Here is a 25,183-nt window from a genome sequence, read left to right as displayed (position 1 = left end):
CCGGGAGCCGCGATCTAAAATCGAACGGGTTGCTAAGCCCCATGTCCGCTTTGCTTCTTGCCGAACCTGCTGCCCAATTCCTTCCGGTGCGTATACAGCAGCACAGCGAAATTACCCGCCCACACTAGCATAATTGCAAAAGGAAACAGCCTCACCAGCAAATAAACGGCCAGCAGAATCATCCCTCCTATTACCTGCAAGCCGTCTTTCTCGGATGACTCGGCCGTTGCCTTCGATTTGTAGCGAAAAAGAACAGCCAACAACGCTAAAATGAGCGCATAAACAAATGAAGCCTCGAAGCTCGTCAAGGCGCTCCATACGCCGAAGGTGACAGCGATAGCTTTTCCGCCTTTTCCTTTCAGAAAAGGAGAAAAGGCGTGACCGGCAATCGGCGCAAGCGCAAGCGGAACGATCCAATAGCCGCTAGCATAATCGCTCCAGACGGATAAGACGAGAAGCACGGGAATATAGCCTTTCATAAAATCGAGCAGCACCCCAAGCAGACCGAGCCGGTAGCCTGAAGCTTTCCATAAATTTAAGGCGCCCGGATTCCCGTCTCCCACCGACTTGATGTTCTTCTTGCCCAACAGTCCAAGCCAATATGAGAACATAAGCGATCCTGACAGAAAAGATCCCGCCGTCAGCAATAGTATCATCGTCCGCCTCCTACCCGGATGTTCCTTCCCTTCCATTTGACATGCCGCAGGAAGACGACCTGATAAACGGAATAAAGCATGACTGCCGCGAGAAAGAGCGCAGCAACGGCATGCAACGCCGGAATGACAACACCAAAACGGCCGACGTACCGCTTAAAATAAAACAATTGAAGCATATACAAGACGTAGCCGCCCCATAAAGGCCATGCCCACGGCGTAAAACTCATGAAGAGTGCGGTACTTGATAGCAGCAGACCGGCAACCCATGCTGCGATCGGCACGATCGTTCGCGGGCTAAGCGTGCCGGTGCTGAGAACAGCTCCTTTGCTGAAGCCTTCGATTTGGCTGCGCATGCCGTTCGGATACATGCGAAATGAAACCAAGCCGTAGCCAATAAAATTTGTGACCGGGACGCCGGCCGCTATAAACCTCGATCCGATCATTAAGTCGTCCAACACCTCGTATTTGACGCTTTCATGACCGTTTATTTTCTCATAATCGTCCCGAAGAGCGACGATGCAGGAGCCATAGACGCCTTTCTTCGGATTATGCTTCTCGTATACGGAAGTAAACGTAAAAATGCCAAGCATATTGAGGACCAATGCCAGCTTCTCGTAAAGCTTCTCCGTATGATGATAGGGAACGACGGAAATAACACCCTGCGCTTGTTCCCTCGCATAAAGCAGCGATTCGAACGCTCGGGGGTCTAGCCTAATATCCGCATCCAAAAAGATAAACACGTCTCCGCTTGCTTGAAGGTAGCCGTTCCACACCGCCCAGCTCTTGCCTGTCCATCCTTCGGGCAATTGAGGGTTCTCAATCAGCTTAATGCCGTAGCTTAAAGCGATCTCTTTCGTCCGGTCTTCCGAGAAATCGTCCACGACGATAATTTCATGCGGAGAGATCGTTTGCGCTTTTAAGGAGTCGAGCAAATATGGCAGGTTACGCTCCTCATTTCTGGCCGGTATGATGACCGATACTTTATACGCATCCGGGCTGAACGTTTGAGAGACGGGCAGCACGTTTTTTCGGAACAAGATCCACCCGCAAAGACAGCCTGCCGCAATGAGAACGATAATAACGATCGACATGTTCGGATCCCCCTTCTGACACTATGTATATGATGGATAAGCCTGTAATAAGCCCGAAAATCTATCCGTCCCGAACGAATCTCCTTCGTTGTCGCATCCTCCCTTCGGCAGAAATTGCCCAAAACACCATTTCTTCAGCATAATTAGTTACAACCTTCTTTATTTCTTCAAAAAATACAACAAAACCTGACATCTCTTTTGTGATAATTCGTGTTTTAATTTTATTTATCTTCTTTATCATTCAATCTGGAAGTGTTTTCACGATTTAGCATAGAGCGTTTTCCAATCGTTCTTGTCACTTGAACCTTTGTTGTCGATCCCTAACTGCCGATTGCATCGGGAGCTTCCGAATGGCTTTTAACAGCCGTTACGGGAGCTCCTATTTCATGTGGAGAGCAAAAAAAAAATCGCTGCGGCATAGACCGCAACGATTCGTTACTTATTTCGCAAAGCTATGGCTGCCGATAGTCGCCACTACGTCCAATCCCGACCAGAACGATCCTTTCGTTACGTCGGGATTAAAGAAGTAGACCGCCCCGCCGACATTGTTTTTGCCGTTCAGCGCATCCTTGGCGGCGCGCAGCACGCTGGCGTTTGGCTTGCTTTTGTCCAACAGCCCGTTATGAGCGGGCGGGAATTGCTTGCCGGAGTAGATAACTTCGCGGATCGTATCCGGGAACTTATCGGATTTCACACGGTTCAGAATGACGTTCGCAATTGCCAACTGACCTTGGTATGATTCGTAACCCGACTCGACCATCGTAATCTTGGCAAGCAGCGTTAAGTCTTCCTCCGTATACGGCTTCGCTTCGTTGCCCAGCACCGCAGGCAGGACTACTTTAAGCTTGGCGCCGGACTTGACGGCGTCTTTCGTTTTCAATCCGTTCCGTTTCAACAACGCCGCTTGGCTGGAGCCGGTTTCTTTGACGATAGCGTCCAAGCTGTACTCTTCCGTAACGGTCGCTGCCGGTACCGTCTGCAATTCTACGATTCCTTTCTCGGAATCGACTTTGACGGTCGCATGAAGCATCTCTGCAAGATGACGCAGCGGAACGTACAGTCTTCCTTCCGTCAGAAACGGCGCTGCATCCAGGACATACCTGCCACCGTTAAAATAGACGACTGGCACGCCGTTGCCCAATACCACTTTATCACCCAAAGCGCTATGTATCGTTAATTCTTCGTTATCGTTGTCCCAGCTCGATTTCGCCCCAAGCAATTCCGCAAGGCGGCTTGCCGGAACGTAAACCCTTCCGTCGAGCATTAGAGGGGAAGCCGACAGTTTAATCGTCTCGCCGTCAAGCTTTATGGCCGTATCCTTCGCCTCTACCGCTTCCGCTGCGGAGACACCGGCAGCCGGTCCTGCGCCTAGCAGCATCAATGTCAGTGCCATGACGAATATCCAGCCTTTTATCGGCTTGCCTTCTCTGAGCATGCGTACCTCCCAAGGTTTGAAAGTAGGTATATTCTCCCAATAAACTCTTTGGGTATTATAACATAGCCGAGAGGGGCAGTAGGATTAACATTTTCACAGAATTCATATCAAAAGGCGAACATGAGGATAATTCCCCTTTTTTGGACAGCCTTTAATTAACGGGAAAACGGTCACCTCTCGCTCCAGAAACTGTTGTGTAAGTCGGAAGGATCAGCCAGTAATTTCGAGGACGGACAGCGGTAATTAGGACCGTACGTCTAGGACGCAGCCCCGACCTGAGGAGGGGAGCAAACCTAATCTCAAGTCCATTTTGGCTTATGAAAACATCCGGTATAGTTTTCAATAGATTATTTCTTAGGAGGTTTATCGAACATGACTGAAGCCGTGCTGCAGCTTCGCAATTTAACAAAAAGAATCGGTACCCGCAAGATCGTCGACAATCTCACCTTTGACGTCCCTCCGGGCGAGATTTTCGGCTTTCTCGGCCCGAACGGCGCCGGCAAAACGACAACGATCCGCATGATCGTTGGCTTAATATCGATATCGAAGGGCGAAGCGCTCATTAAAGGCATTTCCGTAAGCAAACATTTCGAGCTGGCGATGACTCATGTCGGGGCAATCGTCGAAAACCCGGAAATGTATAAATTTTTGACCGGTTATCAAAATCTCGTCCATTACGCTCGCCGCCATAGCGGCGTAACGAAGGAGCGTATCAACGAGGTCGTCAACATGCTCGGTCTGCAAAACCGGATTCATGAAAAGGTAAAGCGCTACTCGCTCGGCATGCGCCAGCGTCTCGGCGTCGCGCAAGCGATCTTGCACCGCCCATCCTTGCTTATTCTTGACGAGCCAACCAACGGCCTTGATCCGGCGGGAATTCGCGAACTTCGCGACTACTTGCGCAAGCTGACCCGCGAGGAAGGCATTTCCGTTATCGTGTCCTCTCATCTGTTGTCGGAGATGGAGCTGATGTGCGACCGTGTCGCCATCATTCAATCCGGCAAGCTGATCGATATCCAGTCGATAAATGAGGTGCGCAACAGCGCTCAGACGAAGATCGTGATTGAAGTGGAAGATGCCCATGCCGCCTACGAACTGCTCGCCTCCGCATTCGACCCGTCGAGGCTGTCACTCTCGGGCGATCGGATCGAGCTGACCGCTGACAAATCGGCCGTTCCGACGATCACCAAACTGCTCGTCAGCTCCGATATCGACGTGATGGGCATTTACGCGGAGCAAAAATCGCTGGAGGATCAATTCCTCGAACTGACCGGAGGTGAGATGGTTGTCTAGTCTAAAAAATCTCGTTCGCAACGAAAATATGAAAATTTACCGCCGTCCGCGCACTTGGATCATGATTTTATTTTTGATCGCCGCCGTTGGCTTGATGAGCGGTATTATGAAGTGGGACGAAAGCCGGAGCTACAATGCAGAATGGAAGCAAAACTTAACGGAACAAAACGAATACATGGAGAAAGCGCTGACCGAGAGCCAGGAGCTGGACGATGCCAGCAAGGCGCGCTTTAACGAGCAAATTCTGCTCAATACGTATTACTTGGAGCATGATATAAATCCTCATCAGCTCGGCTTGTGGAGCTATGTCGACAGTTCAGCCGCATTGATCGTGCTTGTGACGATTTTGACCGTTGTCATTGCTGCTGATATGATTGCCGCCGAATTTTCTTGGGGTACGATCAAGCTGCTGCTCGTCGGTCCCGCGTCGCGAACTAAATTAATGGCAGCCAAATATATTGCGACGCTCGGTTTTGCGCTGCTGCTGCTTCTGATCTGCTTCGCTTCAGCGTTCGCAGCCGGCGGCATTTTAGGAGGCTTCGACAGCGTGAGCCAGCCTTCTCTGTCCGTCAATGCAAACGGAGTCGTTCAGGAAAGCACCATGATTATTCAATCGCTGCAAAAGTACGGCTTCGCGGTCGTATCGCTCGTGATGTACGTCACGATGGCCTTTATGATCTCGTCCGCCTTCCGCAGCTCTTCGATGGCGATCGCCTTCTCGCTGCTGTTCATGCTGATCGGCAATACGTTGTCGATGATGCTTAGCAGCTACAGCTGGGTCAAATATTTGCTCTTCTCCAATATTGACTTGTCGCGATATATGACCGGCGGAACGCCTTTGCGGCCGGAGATGACGCTGACCTTCTCCATCCTTATGCTCGCTGCTTACTATCTTGTCTTCCAGCTCGTCGCTTGGCTGTTGTTTACGAAACGAGATGTTGCCGGATAAAATGAAAAGTAACAGTTTCAAAAGGGCCGCTCGTAGCGAGGCATTCCCTAATATATAGCAAGAAAAAATCCCGTTTCACAGTTTAATGTGAAGCGGGATTTTTGCGTTCATGCTGTAATAAATAACTGCCTTTTGGCATTTATTTTGCCGGTTCTGACTGTAAAAAAGGAAATAAATGCTTTCCGGCTGTTATTCCGAGCAGCCTCCTGCCATTTGCGTGAATACCACAGTAATAACTGCCTTTTGACAATTATTCCTTTGTTTCTTACTTGAGAGAGTTAAAATAACTGCTTTTATGCAGTTAATCTACTGAGAAGGTGTATTCAATCAGTTGTTAACAAAGGATGTGCCGGGATGGGCAAGCCTTTCCAACCCAACAGGTCTTAGCCCTAAAAATGAAAAGAAGCCCAGACGTCATCATGCATGACGCGGAGCTTCTATACAATGTCTAAGGCAGCGGCGATACTTGAATGACGACGTTGCCCTTCTTCCGTCCCTGATCGACGTATCGGTGGGCGTCGGCCATTTGCGCAAGCGGATACTGCCGGTCGATCACCGGCTTCAGCTTGCCCTCCTCGATCCGCTCTTTCAAAAAGAGCAACACCTCGGCGTTCTCAACCGCTACGCCAGCAACGACTTTTTTTCCACTCGTCATCGATGTCCAGCCTCCGCGTAACAGATGCTCTAGCTCCGTGACCGCCAGCAAATAAAAGCCGTTTCTCGTCAACGACGAAAGAGTGCGGCCGTAATCCGTTTTGCCGACCGTATCGAAAATGAGATCGTATTGCTCGCCGTTTTGAGTGAAATCTTCGCTGTTATAATCGATCGTCTTCTGAGCGCCAAGCGAACGCGCCAGCTCCGCGTTGGACGAACTGCAAACGGCCGTCACTTCCGCTCCGAAATAGCGGGCGAGCTGCACCGCATATGTGCCGATGCTGCCCGAAGCGCCGTAAATAAGCGCCTTTCTGCCCGGTCCAGTTTTGCCTTTGCGCAAGTAATGAAGCGCCGTCAGTCCGCCGATCGGAACGGCGGCCGCTTCTTCAAAAGTGAGATTGGACGGTTTGGGCGCCAACGCGCCGTTTTCCGGCATGCAGATATATTCTGCGTATGCGCCAAACTTGAAACCGGCTGTGCCGAACACCTCGTCGCCTGGGCGAAAACGGGTGACTGCAGCTCCAACCGATTCGACAATGCCCGCGAATTCGGTTCCTAGTATCGGCTGTCTCGGCTTACGGAAGCCCATAATGAAACGCATGGGCAACTTGAAGAGCGGCGGCGGCGACATACCTCTTACTCTACAATCGCCGGCCGTTACCGTACAGGCGACAATTTTCACGCGAATCTCGTTATCCTTCGGAACTGGAGCAGGCACCTCTTTTATTTGAAGCACGTCCGGAGAGCCGTACTGCTCGCAAACGACCGCTTTCATCTATTGACCTCCCTATCGCATCCCTAATAGCTTTTCCGAATGCATCAGCTTTCAGTTGCAGTTTACATGCAGACAGGTATCGGACAATAGCTACTAAAGTAGGGTTGCGACGGATTCAGCCTCAAAATTAAAGAAGTTCCAGCTCGCGGGCGCGGGCAACCGCTTCGGTTCGACGCTGCACCTGCAGCTTGCCGAAAATATTCTGGTTATACCCTTTCACCGTGCTTAAAGCGAGATACAATCTGGCTCCGATTTCTTGATTGGACAATCCTTCGGCAATTAGACGAAGCACTTCAAGCTCCCGATCAGTCAACGGTTCGAGCAGCGGAGCAACGCTGCTCGAATATTCGGCGGCAGCCGAGCCTGAAACAGCTCCCATCGCCTTCAGTAGCTTGCGGGCATAACCGGCTCGAGGCCCTCCTTTCGCCGCTTCCGAGAGCAACCCTGCCATCGGTGCTCCTTCATCGGTGAACAGCCGAATATAGCCGCCAGACTCGGCCAGCGCTAACGCTTCTGACAGCCTTTTCAACGCTTGTTTGTGATGGCCTAGCCATTGAAGAGCCACCGTTTCCAGTACAATCGCACGGAGCGTTTCGGCTTTCCAGCCATGTTCCTCTGTTTGATGGCGGTAACCGACCAGTTGAGCCAATGCTTCCTGCGCTTTTCCTTGCACGATAAAAACTTGGGCCAGGCTGAGTGGAAGGTCGTACTGCCTAGCCGCTTGCTCGGCTTCAGTCAATCGGCCTTGTCTCAGCCGAATCAGCGCTCGCAAGGAGGCCACTTCCGGGAATTGGAGACGGTATTGGCCGCGAACCGCATCAGCTTCCGCTTTATCCGTTAATACGGCTGCTCCGTCCTCGTCGCCTCGCGCAAGCAGCAAGCGGGCCGCAAACAAACGAGCGGCAACATGGCGGTCCGTTCCGACAAGCTGCCCCGCCATCTGTTCGCTCGCACGCACGTGAGCTTCCGCCTCCTCCAGCTCGTTCCATTCATAATGAAGCTTCGCTAGCCCTAAATGCGCTTCGCATGCGGCGGGAATCGGCATATCGCCGGCAATTCGCAGTACACGCCGGTAGGTTGACGCTGCTTCCGTCAGCTCGTTGTCAGCCTGCTGCAAGCTTCCAAGACCGATAGCAGCCATCGCTTCTATTATTTTATGGCCGATCCGCTCGCTGACAGCGAGTGCCTCAGCATAAGCGAGACGTGCTGCATGACGATCGCCCAACAACTGTCGTGCGTAGCCAAGTGACCAGCTCGCTGCGGTTCGAACCGGCAAATTGCCGGGGAGAAGATGGGCCAGCGCACGCTGCGATTGCCGCTCGATCTCGGGAGCATCATGCTTTGCTACCGCAATTGTCGCTCGAACCGACGCGATATGTCCGATCAGATCAGCATCCACTGCTCCTGCCGCCCTTCCTGCAATTACCGCCTCGGCCTCGATTAGCTTCCGTTCAGTCTCATCAGTTCGTCCTAGTAACAGCAGCGCGGAGGCATGCATCACCGTCAAAGCCGGATGGGCCAGAAGCACGTCCCCTTTTAACGATTCCAGCCATTGCACGATCGGGTACACGGCTCCCCGAAACAGCAGAGGCATTCCTTTCCCTTCCATCAACCGCGCCGCCTGTTCGATATCGGAAGCGGCAGCAGCATGTCGGAATGCTTCTATCTCTAAGCCGTTCGTTTCGAACCATTCACACGCTCGCATGTGAAGCTGACGAATGGACGGCTTAGCTGTTCCCGCTCCGGCTCCATCAGAAGGCAATCCAAACCGCTCAAGCCGATCCCGCAGCAAATCGGCAAAGAGATGATGGTACCGAAACCATTTCCGTTCATTGTCGAGCGGTATAATAAACAAATTGTCTTTGTCCAGTATGTCCAGCATCTGTTGACCGGTGCGCTTTCCCAGCGCCTCGCCGAGAACCGCTTCACAAAGCGGGCCGTTCATCCGCTCTAAAATCGAGGTTCCCGCCAAAAAACGTTGAACGTCTTCTGGCTGCCGCAATAGAACCTCCTCCAACAAATAGTCGACGACCATTCGATCGCTTCCCGAGAACGATCGGATGCTGCCGGGGATGTCGGGCTGTCCTTTTATAGAAATCGCGGCCAATTGCAGTCCGGCAGCCCAGCCCTCGGTCCGAGCCTCCAGAACGGAAATATCTTCTGAAGACAATCGAAGTCCCATCGTATCTTGCAGGAAGCCGGCTGCTTCGGCATGTGTAAACCGAAGATCGGCAGCGCGAAGCTCGATCAGTTGGGCACGGGCGCGAAGCCGCGAAAGCGGCAGAGAAGGATCGTGCCGAGTGGTCATGACGAGACGCATCGACGGCGGCAACCGATCGAGCAGCCAAGCAAGCGCTCCGAGCGTCTGCTCGGACTGCAGCACATGTGCGTCGTCCAGCACGAGCACAAAAGGCTCCCGCCTTTCGGCCAGCCCGTTTAGCGCAGCCGTCAACACTGACTCAAACGGCGGGGACTGCGGCGATTGAAGCATAGCAAACACGCCTTCTCCAACCGTTGCTCCAACGGTCTGCAGGGCAGCCAGAAGGTAGGCAAGAAAGCGTGATGGATCATTGTCCTCTTCGTCCAGCGAAAGCCAAGCAGCGGGAAGGCCGTTGCCAGCGAGCCATTCGCTGACCAGCGTCGTCTTCCCGAAGCCGGCAGGCGCGGACAACAGTATGAATTTGCCTTGCAGCCCTTCCTCCATCGCCTCGAACAGACGCGGGCGGTAAACCGTCTTTGGACGGGGCGGCGGCATAAACATTTTAGTCGATAATAGGTTCATGCTTTGATTATAGAAAGCGACGTTCGGCGGAGTCAACTGTGAAGGCGCGAGTGGCAATTAACCTGCATGAGTACGGCTGCCGCGACCTGCAAAAACGATTGGCATACGATAATCTATCAACGATTGATGGATTGCTAGAGATACGATATCGTTTATAGACTAGCATTCATGTCGGAAAACAGTTATTATTGAAGGAATTAATTATAATACTATTATAAACTTCCATCTGTTGCATCTATTGCAAGAAAGTCGAATGATGCTCAAAGCGTAGAAAGGGAAATCGAACATATGCTCAAGCAAAAAATTGCGAGCCGTACAAGCGGTATTTTGACATACGGCATTACACCCCCGAAAAAAAGCCATACCCCTGAGAAAACAGCCGAAATCGCACAGAAGCAAATCGATCGGCTGCGCAGCCTCGATCTGGACGGACTTATTTTGTACGATGTGCAGGAAGAGGACGCACGCACCGGCGATGAGCGCCCGTTTCCTTATTTGGAGACAATGGATCCTGGTGAGTTCAGCCGCCAATACTTAAGCGGGCTTGCAGTACCGAAAATTATTTATCGCTGCGTCGGCAACAATACGGAGCAAGAGCTTTCGGACTGGGTTCACTCGGACAACGAGCAAGACCGGTTCTCGGTATTTGTCGGCGCTTCCTCCAGCAAACAGCAGGTCAAGCTGGACTTGCTGGACGCGTACTCGATTGCAAGCAAGCAGACGAGCAATCTGATGCTGGGCGGAGTCGTCATCCCTGAGCGGCATATGAAGAAGAACGACGAGCATTTGCGCGTTGCTGCAAAAACGGCCGGCGGCTGCAATTTCTTCATCTCGCAAGCGACGTATAATATAGAATCTTCGAAAAACTTTTTGTCTGACTACTACTATCACTGCCAAAGCAACGGGCTCGAAATGGTGCCGATTTTGTTCAATCTGGCGCCATGCGGCTCGCAAAAAACGTTGGAGTTTATGAAGTGGCTCGGCATCAGCATTCCGAAATGGCTGGAAAACGACCTCGTCAATTCCAACGACATCTTGGACAAATCGATTAATTTATCGAAAAAAATATTCGAAGAGCTATTCGAATTCGGAGTTGAAAAAGGAATTCCGATTGGCTGCAGCGTCGAAAGCGTATCTACCCGCAAAGTGGAAATCGACGCTTCGATTCAGCTGACCAAAGACATTCGCGCCGTTATGGATAAACGGATGCCAAGCGTGGCTATCCGATAGCATTCCGCAAGCAAAGAGAGTCGCCGGGAAACTCGTTCCCGGCGACTCTCTTTTTAGATTAAATAAATAAGTTCACTTTACCATCCGCTGCGTCGCCCAAGTACGCGGCCACGCCTGCATATTCGATACCGTCAAGCAGCTCTTCCTGCTGCAAGCCGAGCAGGTCCATCGTCATCGTGCATGCGACCAGCTTTACGTTCTGCTCTCTTGCCAGCTCAATAAGCTGCGGCAGCGTTAATGCGTTATGCTTTTTCATCACATGCTTGATCATTTTCGGGCCGAGCCCTCCGAACTGCATTCTCGAAAGTCCCATCCGGTCGGCTCCCCGCGGCATCATTTTGGCGAACATCTTCTCCAAAAACCCTTTGCGCACCGGCACTTGTTCATCCTTTCGAAGAGCGTTCAAGCCCCAAAAGGTGAAAAAGATCGTCACCTCATGCTCGTAGGCTGCCGCTCCATTGGCGATAATAAAAGCGGCCATCGCTTTATCATAATCTCCGCTGAACAGTACAATTGTCGTTTTCTCGGCGGTTGTGCTCAATGGTTTCATCCCTTCCTGATCCAAAATTTGAATACGCCGTTCTCTTCGGCATCGCCCAGCAGTTCGTTGCCGGTGCTTCTCGCCCAAGCGGTCAAATCGTTTTTCGAGCCTTTATCGGTCGCGTGAACTTCCAGCACCTGCCCCTGCTCCATCTTCTCGATTTCCTTTTTCGTCCGCACAATCGGCAGCGGGCAAGCCAAGCCTTTTGCATCCAATACTTTATCGCTGTTCATTTTCATTATTCCTCCTCGTAATTGCTTGTTTATTTATCGATCATGCACGGCGCAGCGGTTCGGTCCCATCTCCATCTCGCGTTGCTGTTCCTCATCAGGCGTCAATTTCCCCATATTCGTTTGCCGAATTTCTTGATAGGCATTTGGCTGAGGCGGCAATTGTTCCGTAACGGTACGGCGGAATTGCTCCTCGTCCGCCATGTTCAGTCCCGGATTTTGTTCATATAAAAGGCCGAGTCGCGCAGATACAAGTCCGCCTTCGCCCAGCTCGCTTACTTTGCCGAAATGCGCGGGCAGTACGATCAATTCGTCCGGCAGCTGCTTAAAGCGGCTGTAGAGCGTTTCACGCAGATCGCCCACCCAGTCCTCGGCAAGACCGGCCAAGTCGGGGCGTCCGATCGATTCGACGAACAAGATGTCGCCGGACAACAAGAAACGGCCGTCGATAACAAATGACGTCGAGCCGATCGTATGGCCCGGGGAATAGATAGGCTGGATATGAATCTTTTCTTTGCCGACGTACAAGTCTTGTCCCTCCTGCAGCGGCACGTAGTCGAACGTTACCTCCCCCGCATCCTTTGGCGGCAAATGGTACATCCCGCCGTGCTTTTCAGCCAGCGCCCGGCCTCCCGAGATATGGTCGGCATGCAGATGGGTATCGATGGCATGGATGAGCTTGGCCCCTTTCTGCTCCAGCATTCGTTCATAAGGGACAATCATCCGATTCGAGTCGATAACGGCTGCTTCACCTTCCGAAATGACCATATAGGACAAACAGCCCTTGCCGATCCGCACGAACTGATACAGTTCCCCGCCTCCCGACAAATCGGCTACTTTAACCGGCTCCAAATACTCGCTCCAAGTCTTCATGCCGCCTTCGAGGTATCGGACATTCGTTTTGCCCTCTTCTGCAAGCTGCTCTGCTACCATCACCGAAGAGCCTTCCTTCGCGCATACGACCAGCACTTCCTGATCTTCCGGAATGCGGTTCAGCGCAGGGGCTATGTCGTCGAGCAAATCAAAATAAGGAATATTTATGATTTCAATCGTTTCGCCTTCGATTTTCCAATTGCTAAAATCAGACTCGTTGCGCACGTCAAGAATAAATAGCGGCTTCTTGCCGAGTACGTAAGCTGCGGCTTGCTCCGCCGTCATTTTTTGAACAGCTGTTTCTGTCATTTTCCTATTTCCTCCATTCGGTTTGTGAGTGCCCCTAGAGCAACAAGCCATACTCTGCAATGATTAAACTTGCTGTTCGGTTTTGCCTGTCCACGCAGACATGCCCTGCACGGCATTCGTTACATTCGTGAAGCCGCTCTCCTTCAACAATTGCGAAGCCATATCGCTTCGGTTGCCGGAGCGGCATACGATCACATACGATTCGCTCGGATCTAACTGGGCAAGACGGCCCTCCAGCTCGCCAAGCGGGATCGACAGGGAACCGACAATGTGCCCGAATGCATATTCCGCCGGTTCCCGCACGTCGATAACGGTCAGTTGGTCGCCGGCATCCAGCCTGCGGGCCAGCTCCTCATTCGTCAACGTATGCGGAAAACGGGCCTCGTCCTTCGCTTCAGACAAATGCGCTTTCCGAATGTAATGGCAATATACGCCCTTCTCTTCTTTCAATCCGATATAATGATGGCCCGTTCGCTTCGCCCAGCTTTGCAGGTCGGCCACCGAGCCTTTATCGGTCGCCCTCACTTCCAGCACTTGTCCGGCGAGCAGCTCTTCCATCGTTTTCTTCGTGCGGACGACGGGCAGCGGACAGGCCAGCCCTTCGCACTCCAGCGTGCGGTCAACTTGTAAAGTCATATTGATAGTCCTCCTCGTAATTGAGATCTTTATGCCGGATACTGATTTATCCATATATCACTTCGTTACACCAGCAGGTCGAGCCATATTTTAATGACCGTACCAACGATGAGCGCAGCCAATATCCCTTGCAGCACTTTCACGTTCATTCGCTTGCTAAGCTTGGCTCCAATAGGCGAGGCGATCATGCTTGCCGCTATCATAATGATCGACGGCGCAAGCAGCATATGGCCGCCCATCAGCTTGCCGGCAGTCGAGCCGATTGACGATATAAACGTGATGGCCAGTGAAGATGCAATGGCGACGCGGGTTGGTATTTTTAATAAAACGAGCATGACCGGTACGGTAATAAAAGCGCCGGCCGCTCCGACAATGCCGGACATGACTCCGATAACAGCGGCGGTAAAAGCAGCGAGCGGTTTATTAAAGGCAAGCTCTGCGTTGTTTTCGGCAAGGTCGCCTTTTTTCGGCATAAACATCATGACGGCGGCGATTAGAGCAAGTACGGCGTACGTCAGATTAATAGCTCCATCGGGCAAATATTTCGACCCATATCCGCCGGCAAAGCTGCCCATGACAATGGCGACACCCATGTAAATCACTAACGATTTGTTAATGAAGCCTTCTTTGCGGAAAGCGAGCATGCCAGCCAACGTTGCGAAAAACACTTGTACGGCACTGACGGCCGATACTTCCTGCGCGGTAAAAGCGGCAAACCCGAGTGCAGGCGGGATATACAAAAGCATCGGATACTTGATAATGGACCCGCCGATGCCGACCATGCCGGAAATGAATGAGCCGATAAAGCCGATGGCAAACAAGGTAACGATCCAGCCTATATCCATTCTTGAGCCTCCTTTCTAGCGTATTGCTTATCGTTTTATACCCTACAGGGTATTATTTAAGGCAAAAAAAAGAGTTGGATTCGTTATCCCAATCTAAATCTAATCCTCCTTTATATTTTATACTTATACCCCTATAGGTATATAACTCATGTGAATCACTATAATCGTTTTCTTTCCGTTCGTCAACTCTAATGCATCAAGAAAATTGCATACAGAACAACCGCTTTGCTTCAGGTATAGAAAAAGCCGCAAGGCTTATCCTAGAGGACAAGGCCTTGCGGCTTTTCTAACGATCGATATATACAAATGTGCAATCATGTTTTACGCATATAAGCGCGCACGGTAAGCGGGGCGAATATGGCTACGATAACGGCTGCACCAATTAATGAAATGACAAGATCGGACCCGGCCGTTCCGCTATTGGTTAACTCTCTGACCGCCGTGACGAGATGCGAGATTGGATTGACGTTAACAAACCATTGCAGCCAATTCGGCATCGTATCGACCGGAACGAAGGCGTTGGACAGAAACGTCAACGGGAATAAAATGATCATCGAGATCCCTTGCACACTGGAAGCCGTTCGAGCGATTACACCGAAAAAGGCAAATATCCAGCTCATCGACCAAGAGCATACAATTACGAGCAGCGCGGCAATCGCTACAAAACCTAGTCCGCCTTCTGGACGATACCCCATGATGTATCCCATGGCAAACGTCAGAACGGTTGCAATTGTATAGCGGATCGTATCCGCCAGCAAAGCGCCTGCAAGCGGCGCAATACGGGCAATCGGCAGCGATTTGAACCGATCGAATACCCCTTTATCCATATCTTCGCGCAACTGAACGCCGGTGACGACGGAGGTCGTAATGACCGTTTGAACCAGGATGCCCGGAATAATAACCGGCAAATAGCTGGCCACATCGCCAGAGATTGCGCCTCCGAAAATATACGTAAACATGAGGGTGAAAATGATCGGCTGAAGCGTCACGTCAAACAATTGCTCTGGCGTCCGCTTCAGCTTCAGCAGGCCCCGGTAAGCCATCGTTAATGAGTTGCGTACCGTTTGGCCAATGCTTGTATAGTTTTTTAAAGGTCGGTTATATGCGTTGCTTCTCATACATGCACCGCCTTCGCTTTATTCGATTCAACGACCGGGTCCGAATCGCCGTTCTCTTCTTTTTCGACGCCATGTCCCGTTATGGTCAGGAACACTTCATCCAACGTCGGCTTCTGCACGCTCATCTCGCTTAACCGAATATCCGCTTGGCGCAGCGCCACGAGCAGATCGGTGACGAGATCGGCGTCAGCCATCGGCGCCGTTAATTTGCCGACTTCTTGCGAGACGGTTGCCGGGACTGACAGGATGCGCTCTACAATATGCCGTGCGGACGCTACGTGCTTCGGATCGGCCACTCGGAGCTGCAGCGAAGATGAACCAACGGAAGCTTTCAACTCATCGACCGTTCCTTCGGCCACGACTTTTCCGCGGTCGATAACCGCAATACGGTCGGCTAGTTGATCAGCTTCTTCCAAATATTGCGTGGTCAGCAGTACGGTAGACCCCGTATTCACCAGACGGCGAATCGTATCCCACATTTGCGAGCGAGTGCGCGGATCCAAACCGGTTGTCGGTTCGTCGAGAAAAATAAGCGGCGGCTGTGCGATGAGACTGGCCGCCAGATCCAGCCGGCGCCGCATGCCGCCGGAAAAGTTTTTCAGCGGCCGCTTCGCTGCTTCCGTCAGTCCGAATTCCTCCAGCAGCTCGGCTGCTTTTGTTTGGGCCTCCGCTTTTCCGAGTCCGAGCAAGCGGGAAAAGATAATGAGATTTTCGGTTGCGCTGAGCGACTCATCGACCGATGCATATTGACCGGTCACGCCGATTAGCTGGCGCACAATCTGTGATTCTTTAACCACGTCATGACCAAATACGCGCGCCGAGCCCCCATCAGGCCTCAGCAGCGTTGCCAGCATGCTGACGGTGGTCGTCTTGCCAGCGCCGTTCGGTCCGAGCACGCCGTATATAGTGCCCGCTTTGACCTTCAAATCGACGCCGTCCACCGCCCGGTTCGAGCCGAACGTTTTCACGAGTCCATGCGCCTCAATCGCCCACTCTTCGGCCGCTCCTGTTTTTTTATACGGTTGGTTCATTTCCACTCCTCCATTATCTCTTGGAATAAACCGATCGTAACTTGCCAATTTAAACGGAATTTAAACGAGAGAAAAAAGAGTTATGGAGGTAATCGTTCTCATAGGAACCGTTAATCAAAAATACAAAAAACCGCCCCTGAAAGGCGGTTTTCGCGGAATGAATTATTTATATCCGTTAATCGTGAAATTGCAGGCCGTTCGTTACCGGCTTCACGTAGCCGGCACGGATGACGAAGTCTCCGAAGTGCTCGCCGGAGCTGCGTTCCACCGCATATCGGTTAATAATCGGTTTTAACGTATCAATAATTTCATCTTCACCGATATTTTCGCGATAAAGCTTGCTGAGCCGGTCGCCAGTGAAGCCTGCGCCCATGTACATGTTGTACTTGCCCGGCGATTTGCCGATAAAGGCGATCTCGCCGAGGGCTGGACGAGCGCAGCCGTTCGGGCAGCCCGTCATGCGAATATTGATTTCTTCGTCGCGAAGACCGGCTTCCTCCAAGATCGGTTCCAGCTTATCGATCAGCGTCGGCAAATAGCGCTCGGCCTCAGCCATGGCCAAGCCGCAAGTCGGCAATGAGACGCAAGACAGCGCGCTGCGGCGCAAAGCGGAATAATTCGAGCCCTCCGCAATGCCGTACTGCTTCAGCAATGCATTGATTTTCGTCTTTTTCGGGCTCGTTGCATTGGCGATAATTAAGTTTTGATTCGCCGTCAGACGGAAATCCCCAGTATGGATTTTCGCAATTTCACGTAGCGCCGTTCTCAGCTGGTAGCCTTCGAAATCGGCAATCCGGCCGCTCTGCACGTACAGCGTCAAATTCCATTTGCCGTCCTTACCCTTCACCCAGCCGTAACGGTCGCCCGTATGCTCGAATGTGAATTCACGGGTAGGAGCCAGCTCCCAACCGAGACGCTCTTGCAGCTCGTCGACAAACCATTCCAGTCCGTGACGGTCGATCGTATATTTGAACCGTGCGTTTTTCCGCACGGAGCGGTTGCCGTAGTCGCGCTGAATCGTGACCGTTTTCTCCGCAACGTCCAGAACTTGATCCGGCGTAACAAAGCCGATAACGCGGGCCAGCTGCGGATACGTCGCCGTATCGCCGTGCGTCATGCCCATGCCGCCGCCTACGCAGACGTTGAAGCCGGCCAGCTTGCCGTCTTCCACGATCGCGATGTAGCCCAAATCTTGCGAGTATACGTCCACGTCGTTCGAGGGCGGTACCGCAATGCCGATTTTGAACTTGCGAGGGAGATAAACGGGACCGTAAATCGGTTCCACTTCAGCTGTCTCGCCGGATTGCTCCAGGCTGTCCACGACCTTTTCGCCATCAAGCCAAATTTCATGATAAGCCGGCGTCTTCGGCGACAGATGCGTCGTCAGCTGCTCCGCCCAATAATGAACCTCGCTATGAATGTCCGATTGGTACGGATTCGGATTGCACATCACGTTACGGCTGACGTCGCCGCAAGCTGCCAGCGTCGTCAGCAGCGCTTCGTTGATTTCCTGGATCGTTTGTTTCAAATTCCATTTCAATACGCCATGCAGTTGAAAAGCTTGACGTGTGGTCACACGGAGGCTGCCCGTGCCGAATTTGTCGGCGAGCTCGTCCATGACCAGCCACTGCTCGGGAGTCGACAGACCGCCCGGCGTGACGACGCGGAGCATGAATTGATAGTACGGTTCCAGCTTTTTCTTCTCCCGCTCGTTGCGGTGGTCGCGGTCGTCCTGCATATAACTGCCGTGAAACTTCAGCAGCCGGTTATCCAGCTCGGGCAGTCCGCCCGTAATCCGGTTCGCCAGCGAATCAGTCAGCGATCCACGCAAATAATTGCTCTCCAGCTTCAATTGCTCGACGTCGCTCGGCGGTCCGCCGATCGGCTCTACCTTATGCTTTTTCGCCATTGCTGTCAGCTCCTTTATCCCTCTAATCGGGCCATGCTATATCGATTTAATAAACATCGCGTTGGTAACGTCCTTGCTCCTGCAATTCGGACAAGTAAGCGGATGCTTCCTCCGAAGACTTGCCGCCGTATTGGCCGATAATGGCGAGCAGCGCCGCTTGCACGTCATGCGCCATATGCTTCTCGTCGCCGCATACATAGACATGGGCGCCTTCCAGCAGCCACTTGTACAGTTCCTCGCCGTTTTCCAGCATCCGATTCTGCACATACACCTTCTCTTTCGTGTCCCGCGAGAAAGCAACGTCCAGCTTCGACAGCACGCCGTCATTCAGCATTCGCTGCCAGTCGGTCTGGTACAGGAAATCTGTGACGAAATGGCGGTCGCCGTAGAACAGCCACGTCTTGCCCGTCGAACCCAACTCTTCCCGATCTTCCATAAATGCCCGAAAAGGCGCTACGCCTGTACCTGGTCCGACCATAATGACCGGCGTATCCGGATTAACCGGCGGTTTGAAATTCGGATTTTGCTGAATAAAGATCGGCAGCTTGTCGCCGGCCTGCAGCCGCTCGGAAGTATACACGGAGCAGACGCCTTTGCGCTCGCGGCCATGAGCCTCGTACTCGACCTTGCGAATCGTTAAATGCACTTCTTCCGGGTGAGCGTTCAAGCTGCTTGCGATCGAATACAGTCGCGGCGGCAGCTTGCGCAGCAAAGCCGGAATGTCTCCTTCGGTAAGGCTCCACGGACCGTAGTCGCGAAGCAGGTCGAGCAAATCGCGCCCGTTGGCATAAGCTTTCAGCTCTTCCTTCTGCTCCGGTTTCACCAGCTCGGCCAGTTTGCCGTTGACCGAGAAGGCAACCGCTTTCTCCAACAGCGGCTTCGTCAGCACCGTAATTTCATAATGATGAAGCAGCGCTTCGCGCAGCGTGAACGTCTCGCCAGCTTTTCCTGTTGCGACCGACTGTTCCGGGTTCCATTTCAAGTACGCGATAATATCGTCTACTAAGGACAAATCGTTCTGCGGATAGACGCCGACGGCGTCACCCGGCGTGTAGACAAGGCCGGAGCCTTCCAGCGACAGCTCCAGATGGCGCGTCTCGCGATCGGCGCCCCGCCCGTTCAAGTTCAAGTTCTCAAGCACCTCTGCCATAAACGGATTGGCGCGAGTATAAACCGACTCGCCCTCTGCCGACGTAGAAACAACCGAAGCGGACGAGGCTCCAGCGGAAGCACCTGCTCCAGCAGCGGCGGCATTTACCGCGCCGTTAACAGCTTCGAGCCAGCCGGCAGCAGCTTCTTCGAAATCGAGGTCGCAATCGACGCGATTGACGATCCGCTCGGCGCCCAACTCGGCCAGTCGGTCGTCGAAATCCTGTCCCGTTTTGCAAAAAAACTCATAGGATGTGTCACCCAAGGCAAGGACGGAAAACTTAATGCCGTCCAGTTTAGGAGCGCGCTTGCTGTACAAGAACTCATGAAACGTAAGCGCATTGTCTGGCGGATCTCCTTCGCCATGCGTGCTCGCCAAGACAAACAAGTATCCGGCTTTCTTCAAATTATTCGTTTTGTATTTGTTCATCGCCGACAGCGTAACCTCAAAGCCTTGCGCCTTCAGCTTGTCAGCCAGCCGTCCCGCCAGCCGCTGCGCGTTGCCCGTTTGCGATCCGAATAATACGGTCGCTTCTTTCGGGCCTTGCGGCACTGCCGTTTCCGGCGTTGGCGCCATTGCAGGCGCTTCGACTGCAATGCCAGCCGCAATCGCGGACGCGGCCGCACTTATTTGGCCTGACTGGTAAAAGGCTAAATATCCGCTCAGCCAATTGATCTGAGCCTCCGTCAACGTAGGCAACAGCTTATTGATTAATTCGGCTTGCTCGCTTGTAAACGGACTGTTCGTCACTTGAAGTTGCAACCCTCTCCACCTCGCATCAATCTTTAAAATCCGACCTTATTACTTTGTATTAATCTGTATTTATACTAACGCAGTCTCCGTATACGTTCAATGCGTTTGAGCGATATTCATCTATAAGAAATTTTATAAAATCGATTACTTTTCATTATAAAGCTGGAAAACCGCTCAAAAACCGCAAATCCCCGAATAAATATCGCCAGCCTGCTTCAATGTAACGATAGATGGAAGTTGTCACCGAATCAAAGCCAGCCCGATTGTCGATAATCTTTCTCATTTCTTCCTATTGACGCGCATAGTATCGTGTTAGAATGGACTCATTGAAATAAAATCTGACTTTAGGAGCATCTACCGTGCGATTACATCCCATCTCTTTATTGCGCATAACCGGTTTGTTGGACGGCATTTCGCTGCTCGTTTTGCTGGGCATCGCCATGCCGTTAAAATATATTGGAGGCATCGAACAAGCGGTCACGATCGCAGGCAGCATTCACGGCGGCATCTTCGTCTTATATGTACTGGCGATTGCCTACTCGGCCCTCCGGGTAAAATGGAATCTGCTTTGGCCAGCACTTGCATTTGCGGCCGCATTCGTACCGCTCGGCAACTTCGTACTCGATTGGCAGCTTAAAAAAGCGCAGTCCAAATACGAATTAAAACCGTTTCATTACGGCTTGCTTGTGTACAGCATCGTGTTCTTCTCCTTTTTCGATTTGTTCACGCAACTGCCGGTTATGAGCACATTCGCAACTTCCGTCGGCGCAAGCTCGTTTGTCGTGGGCTTTGTCATTGGGCTTTATTCATTAACCAATACGGCAGGCAATATCCTTTCCGGCATATTAACCGACAAAATCGGGCCTTTTAAAATATTGATGGCCGGACTGCTGCTGTCGAGCGGCGCTTTGCTGCTGTATCACTTCGTCGACCGTCCTTCTATTCTCATTGCCGTTCGGCTGCTGCACGGCTTTGTCGCCGGGTTGATCGTACCAGCCGCCTTCACGTACTCGGCGAACACGACAGCCAACAATGAACAAGGTAAAAAGGTCGCATTCACCGGCACGTTTGTCGGGCTCGCCGCCATTATCGGACCGGCATTCAGCGGTATCATGGCAAGCAAAACATCGGTGCCGTTTGTCTTTACATGCGTCGCGGTGATCGGACTATTGCTTGCTGTGCTGTCAGCTTTCTTTCTTAGTAAATTTAAAATCGTCAAAAAAACAAAAACGGATGGCGCCTCGCCGAAGCTTGTCTCCATCCTGAACGCAGGCGTCGTCAAGTCGTTCGCGGGCGCTTTCTTCTTAATGTTCTCGCAGGGTGTTATTGCTTACTTGCTGCCGCTGCACGTCCAATCGCTCGGATATGATTCGCGATTGAGCGGCACGCTGATGAGCACCTTCGGCATTATCGCCGTCCTGCTGTTCGTGCTGCCGACGAATCGTATTTTCGACCGGGTCGCGCCGTCCGTTACGATGTCGGCAGGCATCGGCCTAATGGGCGTCAGCCAGCTGCTGATCGGCCAGGCCACGACGACTCTAACCTTGTATTCCGTCCTCGGCCTTTACGGCGTTGGCTTTGCACTGCTGTTCCCTTCGATCAATACGCTGCTCATTAACGCTACGCCTCCAGAGCTGCGAGGAAAAGCATACGGCTACTTCTACGCCTTCTTCTCGCTTGGCGTCGTCGCCGGCTCCTCGCTGCTCGGCTGGCTGCCATTCAACACGATTGGCGGGTTCTTGTTCACCGGAACGCTTCTGCTGTGCGTCGCTGTATTCGCTGCTTTCGACAAGCAGCGGCAGCGTACGGCTGACGCTCGCAGCTAATCAATTTAAAACAAAAAACCAAGGAACGGAGCAGCTATCTCGCTCCGTTCCTTGGTTTTTTACTTGGGTCTTTTTATTTCAAATGGCGGACTGCTGCCATCAATCAGTACGATAAAGAGCTTTTTCTTCTCCAAATCGATCGGCGGATAGCGAAATTTGAATTGTTTAGCTGCGTCGGGTCCTTGTGTACTTACCGTTTTTATTTTTTCACCAGTTTCATCAACTAGCTTAAACGTTTTAAAATATCCTTCTCCTTCAAAATAGATCGTTGTTGAAACAGGAGTCGTTACCAGCTTCACAAAGCGGGAATAGGCTCCGTCCTCCGAATTAAATTCCTTATCTATCGGAATGACCGTTTTGCTTCTTTCCATCTTTTCTTGATCTATGCTGAATTCAAAAGTCCAAGGGTCGTCAACTGGCCATCGTGGGTACACAGCATTTTCCATAGGCTCAGAATAGTTAAATGCAGCACGGAAAGTGATCGTTTTCAAATCCGGTATTTCTGGAAGTGTAATCTCGGCAATAAGGGTATATTTTCGCTTACCTTCGGCTGTTATTCCACCTATAAGCTGGCTTAACGAAGTAACTTGTTCTCCGTTCATCCATAGTTCAACCGGATGAGGAATGTCTGTATTAAAAAAAACGGCTTCCGTTTCCGGTCTTGTGAACGTATAGGTCAGCAACAGATAACCGTCGTTGATCATCCCTTCTTCCAACGTTATCTTTCCGTCCTTATTTTCAACTGTAATGCCTAGCTCCGTTTTGTATTCGCTGAAGCTGCTGCCTTGCTTGTTAAAGCCTTGCAGGCCGAGGCCCTTCTCGATAAAGTTGCGCAGCATCATCGGATCGTCAGCAAATGTGACCGCTGCCGTGCTAAAAACGGCAGTCAGCGCGATCGCGATAGCAGCCGCATAGCCGGCGTAACGCCGTTTGCGCCGCGGAGCTTTCTCCCGTTTTATTTTCCGCAGCACCCGTCTCTGCCAGCCCGCCTTTTGCTCTTCTGGCAAAGCTTCATCCGCATAATCGGATAAATCAATGGAAACGCCGTTCAATTCCTTATAAAGCGACATCGTTAAGCCCCTCCCTCCGAGCCGGTCTCTTTCATCCACCGTTCCTTCAATAATTTCCGCCCTCTAGAAAGCTTGTTATGGACCCAAGATTTTTTGGCGGCGTACTGCGCAGCAATTTCGTCCGACGGCTTGCCCTCCAAATAGTACTGCTCGAAAATAGCGCGCTCGCCGGCAGGCAGCATGTCCAGCAGTTCTTCCACCTTTTCCGCGCTGGCATCAGACGTTCTGTCCGATCGCAGCATTGCATCGTCCATCTCGGAAACAGGAAACTGTTTTTGCCGCAGCATGATTTGTTTGCGCCGATAATCGATCGCCTTGTACTTCGCGATTGCCGCGATCCAATTTTTGAACGTGCTTCGTTCCGGGTCGAAGGCGCCGATATTCCGCCATACCGCCAGCAGCACGTCGTCCAAGCATTCCTGGCAATCGTGATGGCCGTCCGGAATATGTCTCCTCACAATCGAAGCCAGCAAACCGCCGTACTGCTCGATGACGCATGCAACCGCCTTCTCATTCCTGTCCCGCAAAAGCTGGACGAGATTGTCCTCTGTCTCCTTCAACCGCTTCCCTCCCTCCACTCGATGTGGCCTACTATTCTTTTATTCGTTTGAAAGTACGCAAACCTATCATTGAACTTCAATAAATTTTGGATTGAAAAGGAGAGATTAGCGAAGGGACAGAGGGATTCTGGAGAAACGATAATAGTCGCTTTTAAAGCATGATTCCTACCTCAAGTCTCAATAAAACAAAGGAATCAGGCTTTAATGGCGATCGGAAGAACCCTCTGACCCGCAGCGCTTCCCTCACTTAAAATAAAGCACTGATTCCGGTTTTGAGCCATAAAAACGTTATATAATAAGGGTACATTTGTTACATAACAAACAAGGAGGCGAGGCAATTGCATCATCAAGAGCTTTTCTATTCCAAAACGTTCTGGGAACGTTATTACTGGCAGGTTCAAGACGACTTTGCCTACGAAATGTTTGATGACCATCCGATCCGCTTTCAATTAACTGAGCATGACGCATTGCTGCTGGACCCCGGCGAAGACTTTGCCTATATCTCGCTAATCTATCAGCATAAAGACGAAGATGAGTTGGAAATTGCATGGGATGACGAAGCTCATTTCCATCCATTTGTTTTCCGGTTCAGTGAATATCAGACCATCGTATATCAAATTGCGGAGAAAAATAACATTGAAGTATGGATCGCAGCTTTGCTCTTAAGAAGGTTTGTAGGCTCTGACAATGCGGCTGAGCAACAAGCGATTGACGAGTACGAAATGGATATGCGGAAAAAATCCGGCCTTTTTACAGAAGACGAATGGAACGAGCGGTTTGAAGAAAGGGTGCTTTTTGATGAAGTCTTGGACCGAAAATGGGCTTATCGATTGCCTTACGGGTGGGTATTGGAAGGAGAAGACGCCTATTCGCTAAGAAGCCCGGCTAACGACGGCTTCCCATTTCAACAATGGAACCGCTTGTTAACCGAGCTTGGCTGCTTTCCGTAATCAACCGTCGTTGCGATTGCCTGACCCGAAGCCGATCACATAACCGTCCGGATCGCTTATCGAAAAATCCTTCCATGCGCCCCAATCATGCTCAGTCACAACCGGCTCGGAGGCGATAATCGCTCCGTTCGCTTTGAACTCCTCATACAAAGCATCCAGCTCTGCATGCGTTCTGACATAGGCGTATGTGTTCCAGGTGTCCTTGTTGGGCCTGACGTCTTCCTTGCTTTCCGCCTGCACAAGCTTGAATCCCAAGCCGAAGCCATCCCGAATCGCCCAAAACTCGTTCACCTCGCAGCCAAGCGCTTGTTCATAATAGGCCTTCGATTGTACGAAATCGGATACGAGCAAAACGGTTAAGGAATTCTCAACCTTCGGTTTAATCGCTTCCATCCGTTCATCGCCCTTTCTAAAAATGGTAAATACATCCACGTCGATCATATCGAATGTATGTTCGTTTGTAAAGATTCTAGCCCATCCTATTCAAAAATGAAGCAAGCGCCGGCTGCGAACCGGC

General features: G+C 51.6%; 22 protein-coding genes. 5 read left to right on the top strand and 17 right to left on the bottom strand.

The features are described 5' to 3' along the window. Window positions 1-32: 32 nt before the first annotated feature. The 3 genes from ACFVTB_RS10415 to ACFVTB_RS10405 all read right to left on the bottom strand — a co-directional run bounded on the left by ACFVTB_RS10415 (window position 33) and on the right by ACFVTB_RS10405 (window position 3,182). Window positions 33-656, bottom strand: a complete 624-nt coding sequence (locus tag ACFVTB_RS10415; protein ID WP_387748177.1) for a glycerol-3-phosphate acyltransferase — start codon at window positions 654-656, stop codon at window positions 33-35. Beyond that, window positions 653-1,747, bottom strand: a complete 1,095-nt coding sequence (locus ACFVTB_RS10410; protein WP_387748175.1) for a glycosyltransferase family 2 protein — start codon at window positions 1,745-1,747, stop codon at window positions 653-655. The genes ACFVTB_RS10415 and ACFVTB_RS10410 overlap by 4 nt, the downstream gene beginning before the upstream one ends. Before the next feature lie 439 nt (window positions 1,748-2,186). Next, on the bottom strand, window positions 2,187-3,182 hold the full coding sequence (locus ACFVTB_RS10405) for a cell wall hydrolase (protein ID WP_387748173.1): 996 nt from the start codon (window positions 3,180-3,182) through the stop codon (window positions 2,187-2,189). Window positions 3,183-3,554: 372 nt separating this feature from the next. Between ACFVTB_RS10405 and ACFVTB_RS10400 the strand changes: the two genes are divergently transcribed. Together ACFVTB_RS10400 and ACFVTB_RS10395 are read left to right on the top strand one after the other, a co-directional pair. Beyond that, complete coding sequence (locus ACFVTB_RS10400) at window positions 3,555-4,475, top strand: ABC transporter ATP-binding protein (protein WP_387748171.1); 921 nt, start codon at window positions 3,555-3,557, stop codon at window positions 4,473-4,475. Then, on the top strand, window positions 4,468-5,424 hold the full coding sequence (locus tag ACFVTB_RS10395; protein ID WP_387748169.1) for an ABC transporter permease: 957 nt from the start codon (window positions 4,468-4,470) through the stop codon (window positions 5,422-5,424). Before ACFVTB_RS10400 ends, ACFVTB_RS10395 begins: the two co-directional genes overlap by 8 nt. A 448-nt stretch (window positions 5,425-5,872) precedes the next feature. Here ACFVTB_RS10395 and ACFVTB_RS10390 read toward each other — a convergent pair whose 3' ends face one another. Both ACFVTB_RS10390 and ACFVTB_RS10385 read right to left on the bottom strand, forming a co-directional pair. Next, on the bottom strand, window positions 5,873-6,853 hold the full coding sequence (locus tag ACFVTB_RS10390; protein WP_387748167.1) for an NAD(P)-dependent alcohol dehydrogenase: 981 nt from the start codon (window positions 6,851-6,853) through the stop codon (window positions 5,873-5,875). Between the two features lie 127 nt (window positions 6,854-6,980). Beyond that, on the bottom strand, window positions 6,981-9,692 hold the full coding sequence (locus tag ACFVTB_RS10385) for a winged helix-turn-helix domain-containing protein (protein ID WP_387748165.1): 2,712 nt from the start codon (window positions 9,690-9,692) through the stop codon (window positions 6,981-6,983). A 231-nt stretch (window positions 9,693-9,923) separates the two neighbouring features. Here ACFVTB_RS10385 and ACFVTB_RS10380 point away from each other — a divergent pair, with 231 nt between their 5' ends. Beyond that, window positions 9,924-10,865 (top strand): methylenetetrahydrofolate reductase, encoded by a 942-nt coding sequence (locus ACFVTB_RS10380; RefSeq protein ID WP_387748163.1) that lies wholly within the window; start codon window positions 9,924-9,926, stop codon window positions 10,863-10,865. 58 nt (window positions 10,866-10,923) lie between these two features. On the opposite strand, the gene ACFVTB_RS10375 is transcribed toward ACFVTB_RS10380, so the two are convergent. The 9 genes from ACFVTB_RS10375 to ACFVTB_RS10335 form a co-directional block, all read right to left on the bottom strand. Beyond that, a complete protein-coding gene (locus ACFVTB_RS10375) occupies window positions 10,924-11,415 on the bottom strand; it encodes a DsrE/DsrF/DrsH-like family protein (RefSeq protein ID WP_387748161.1) in 492 nt (163 codons plus the stop codon). Then, window positions 11,412-11,639, bottom strand: coding sequence for a sulfurtransferase TusA family protein (locus ACFVTB_RS10370; protein ID WP_387748159.1), 228 nt, complete (start codon window positions 11,637-11,639; stop codon window positions 11,412-11,414). Before ACFVTB_RS10370 ends, ACFVTB_RS10375 begins: the two co-directional genes overlap by 4 nt. Window positions 11,640-11,672: 33 nt before the next feature. After that, a complete protein-coding gene (locus ACFVTB_RS10365; protein ID WP_387748157.1) occupies window positions 11,673-12,818 on the bottom strand; it encodes an MBL fold metallo-hydrolase in 1,146 nt (381 codons plus the stop codon). Between the two features lie 63 nt (window positions 12,819-12,881). Beyond that, window positions 12,882-13,454 carry a sulfurtransferase TusA family protein gene (locus tag ACFVTB_RS10360; RefSeq protein ID WP_387748155.1) on the bottom strand — a complete coding sequence of 191 codons (573 nt, stop codon included), beginning with the start codon at window positions 13,452-13,454 and terminating at the stop codon, window positions 12,882-12,884. 65 nt (window positions 13,455-13,519) lie between these two features. Continuing rightward, window positions 13,520-14,299, bottom strand: a complete 780-nt coding sequence (locus tag ACFVTB_RS10355) for a sulfite exporter TauE/SafE family protein (RefSeq protein ID WP_387748153.1) — start codon at window positions 14,297-14,299, stop codon at window positions 13,520-13,522. Window positions 14,300-14,613: 314 nt separating this feature from the next. Beyond that, on the bottom strand, window positions 14,614-15,417 hold the full coding sequence (locus ACFVTB_RS10350) for an ABC transporter permease (protein ID WP_387748151.1): 804 nt from the start codon (window positions 15,415-15,417) through the stop codon (window positions 14,614-14,616). Beyond that, the gene (locus tag ACFVTB_RS10345) at window positions 15,414-16,448 is read right to left on the bottom strand and encodes an ATP-binding cassette domain-containing protein (RefSeq protein ID WP_387748149.1); all 1,035 of its coding nucleotides are present in this window, start codon (window positions 16,446-16,448) and stop codon (window positions 15,414-15,416) included. The genes ACFVTB_RS10350 and ACFVTB_RS10345 overlap by 4 nt, the downstream gene beginning before the upstream one ends. A gap of 175 nt (window positions 16,449-16,623) precedes the next feature. Then, window positions 16,624-18,357: an assimilatory sulfite reductase (NADPH) hemoprotein subunit gene (gene cysI / locus ACFVTB_RS10340; RefSeq protein WP_387748147.1), complete on the bottom strand. Its 1,734-nt coding sequence runs from the start codon at window positions 18,355-18,357 to the stop codon at window positions 16,624-16,626. 46 nt (window positions 18,358-18,403) lie between these two features. Continuing rightward, a complete protein-coding gene (locus ACFVTB_RS10335) occupies window positions 18,404-20,269 on the bottom strand; it encodes an assimilatory sulfite reductase (NADPH) flavoprotein subunit (protein ID WP_387748145.1) in 1,866 nt (621 codons plus the stop codon). Window positions 20,270-20,619: 350 nt separating this feature from the next. Between ACFVTB_RS10335 and ACFVTB_RS10330 the strand changes: the two genes are divergently transcribed. After that, the gene (locus ACFVTB_RS10330) at window positions 20,620-22,086 is read left to right on the top strand and encodes an MFS transporter (protein WP_387748143.1); all 1,467 of its coding nucleotides are present in this window, start codon (window positions 20,620-20,622) and stop codon (window positions 22,084-22,086) included. A gap of 59 nt (window positions 22,087-22,145) precedes the next feature. On the opposite strand, the gene ACFVTB_RS10325 is transcribed toward ACFVTB_RS10330, so the two are convergent. Further along, window positions 22,146-23,156 (bottom strand): DUF4179 domain-containing protein, encoded by a 1,011-nt coding sequence (locus ACFVTB_RS10325; protein ID WP_387748141.1) that lies wholly within the window; start codon window positions 23,154-23,156, stop codon window positions 22,146-22,148. Window positions 23,157-23,158: 2 nt separating this feature from the next. After that, window positions 23,159-23,716 (bottom strand): sigma-70 family RNA polymerase sigma factor, encoded by a 558-nt coding sequence (locus tag ACFVTB_RS10320; protein WP_387748139.1) that lies wholly within the window; start codon window positions 23,714-23,716, stop codon window positions 23,159-23,161. A gap of 338 nt (window positions 23,717-24,054) precedes the next feature. On the opposite strand from ACFVTB_RS10320, the gene ACFVTB_RS10315 reads away from it, so the two are divergent. Further along, the gene (locus ACFVTB_RS10315) at window positions 24,055-24,666 is read left to right on the top strand and encodes a hypothetical protein (RefSeq protein WP_387748137.1); all 612 of its coding nucleotides are present in this window, start codon (window positions 24,055-24,057) and stop codon (window positions 24,664-24,666) included. Here ACFVTB_RS10315 and ACFVTB_RS10310 read toward each other — a convergent pair whose 3' ends face one another. Further along, a complete protein-coding gene (locus ACFVTB_RS10310; protein ID WP_387748135.1) occupies window positions 24,667-25,059 on the bottom strand; it encodes a VOC family protein in 393 nt (130 codons plus the stop codon). Window positions 25,060-25,183 lie beyond the last annotated feature (124 nt).

It is taken from the genome of Paenibacillus sp. NPDC058071, from assembly GCF_042885235.1.
Classification (GTDB): Bacteria; Bacillota; Bacilli; order Paenibacillales; family Paenibacillaceae; genus Pristimantibacillus.
The sequence above is the reverse complement of the archived record's forward strand: the minus strand, read 5'-3'. Positions and strand labels throughout refer to the sequence as shown.

Excerpts from the sequence above, each read along its gene's own strand:
- ACFVTB_RS10415 (WP_387748177.1), bottom strand. The coding sequence starts at position 656 with ATGATACTATTGCTGACGGCGGGATCTTTTCTGTCAGGATCGCTTATG.
- ACFVTB_RS10410 (WP_387748175.1), bottom strand. The coding sequence starts at position 1,747 with ATGTCGATCGTTATTATCGTTCTCATTGCGGCAGGCTGTCTTTGCGGG.
- ACFVTB_RS10405 (WP_387748173.1), bottom strand. The coding sequence starts at position 3,182 with ATGCTCAGAGAAGGCAAGCCGATAAAAGGCTGGATATTCGTCATGGCA.
- ACFVTB_RS10400 (WP_387748171.1), top strand. The coding sequence starts at position 3,555 with ATGACTGAAGCCGTGCTGCAGCTTCGCAATTTAACAAAAAGAATCGGT.
- ACFVTB_RS10390 (WP_387748167.1), bottom strand. The coding sequence starts at position 6,853 with ATGAAAGCGGTCGTTTGCGAGCAGTACGGCTCTCCGGACGTGCTTCAA.
- ACFVTB_RS10380 (WP_387748163.1), top strand. The coding sequence starts at position 9,924 with ATGCTCAAGCAAAAAATTGCGAGCCGTACAAGCGGTATTTTGACATAC.
- ACFVTB_RS10375 (WP_387748161.1), bottom strand. The coding sequence starts at position 11,415 with ATGAAACCATTGAGCACAACCGCCGAGAAAACGACAATTGTACTGTTC.
- ACFVTB_RS10370 (WP_387748159.1), bottom strand. The coding sequence starts at position 11,639 with ATGAACAGCGATAAAGTATTGGATGCAAAAGGCTTGGCTTGCCCGCTG.
- ACFVTB_RS10365 (WP_387748157.1), bottom strand. The coding sequence starts at position 12,818 with ATGACAGAAACAGCTGTTCAAAAAATGACGGCGGAGCAAGCCGCAGCT.
- ACFVTB_RS10360 (WP_387748155.1), bottom strand. The coding sequence starts at position 13,454 with ATGACTTTACAAGTTGACCGCACGCTGGAGTGCGAAGGGCTGGCCTGT.
- ACFVTB_RS10355 (WP_387748153.1), bottom strand. The coding sequence starts at position 14,299 with ATGGATATAGGCTGGATCGTTACCTTGTTTGCCATCGGCTTTATCGGC.
- ACFVTB_RS10350 (WP_387748151.1), bottom strand. The coding sequence starts at position 15,417 with ATGAGAAGCAACGCATATAACCGACCTTTAAAAAACTATACAAGCATT.
- ACFVTB_RS10345 (WP_387748149.1), bottom strand. The coding sequence starts at position 16,448 with ATGAACCAACCGTATAAAAAAACAGGAGCGGCCGAAGAGTGGGCGATT.
- cysI (WP_387748147.1), bottom strand. The coding sequence starts at position 18,357 with ATGGCGAAAAAGCATAAGGTAGAGCCGATCGGCGGACCGCCGAGCGAC.
- ACFVTB_RS10325 (WP_387748141.1), bottom strand. The coding sequence starts at position 23,156 with ATGTCGCTTTATAAGGAATTGAACGGCGTTTCCATTGATTTATCCGAT.
- ACFVTB_RS10310 (WP_387748135.1), bottom strand. The coding sequence starts at position 25,059 with ATGGAAGCGATTAAACCGAAGGTTGAGAATTCCTTAACCGTTTTGCTC.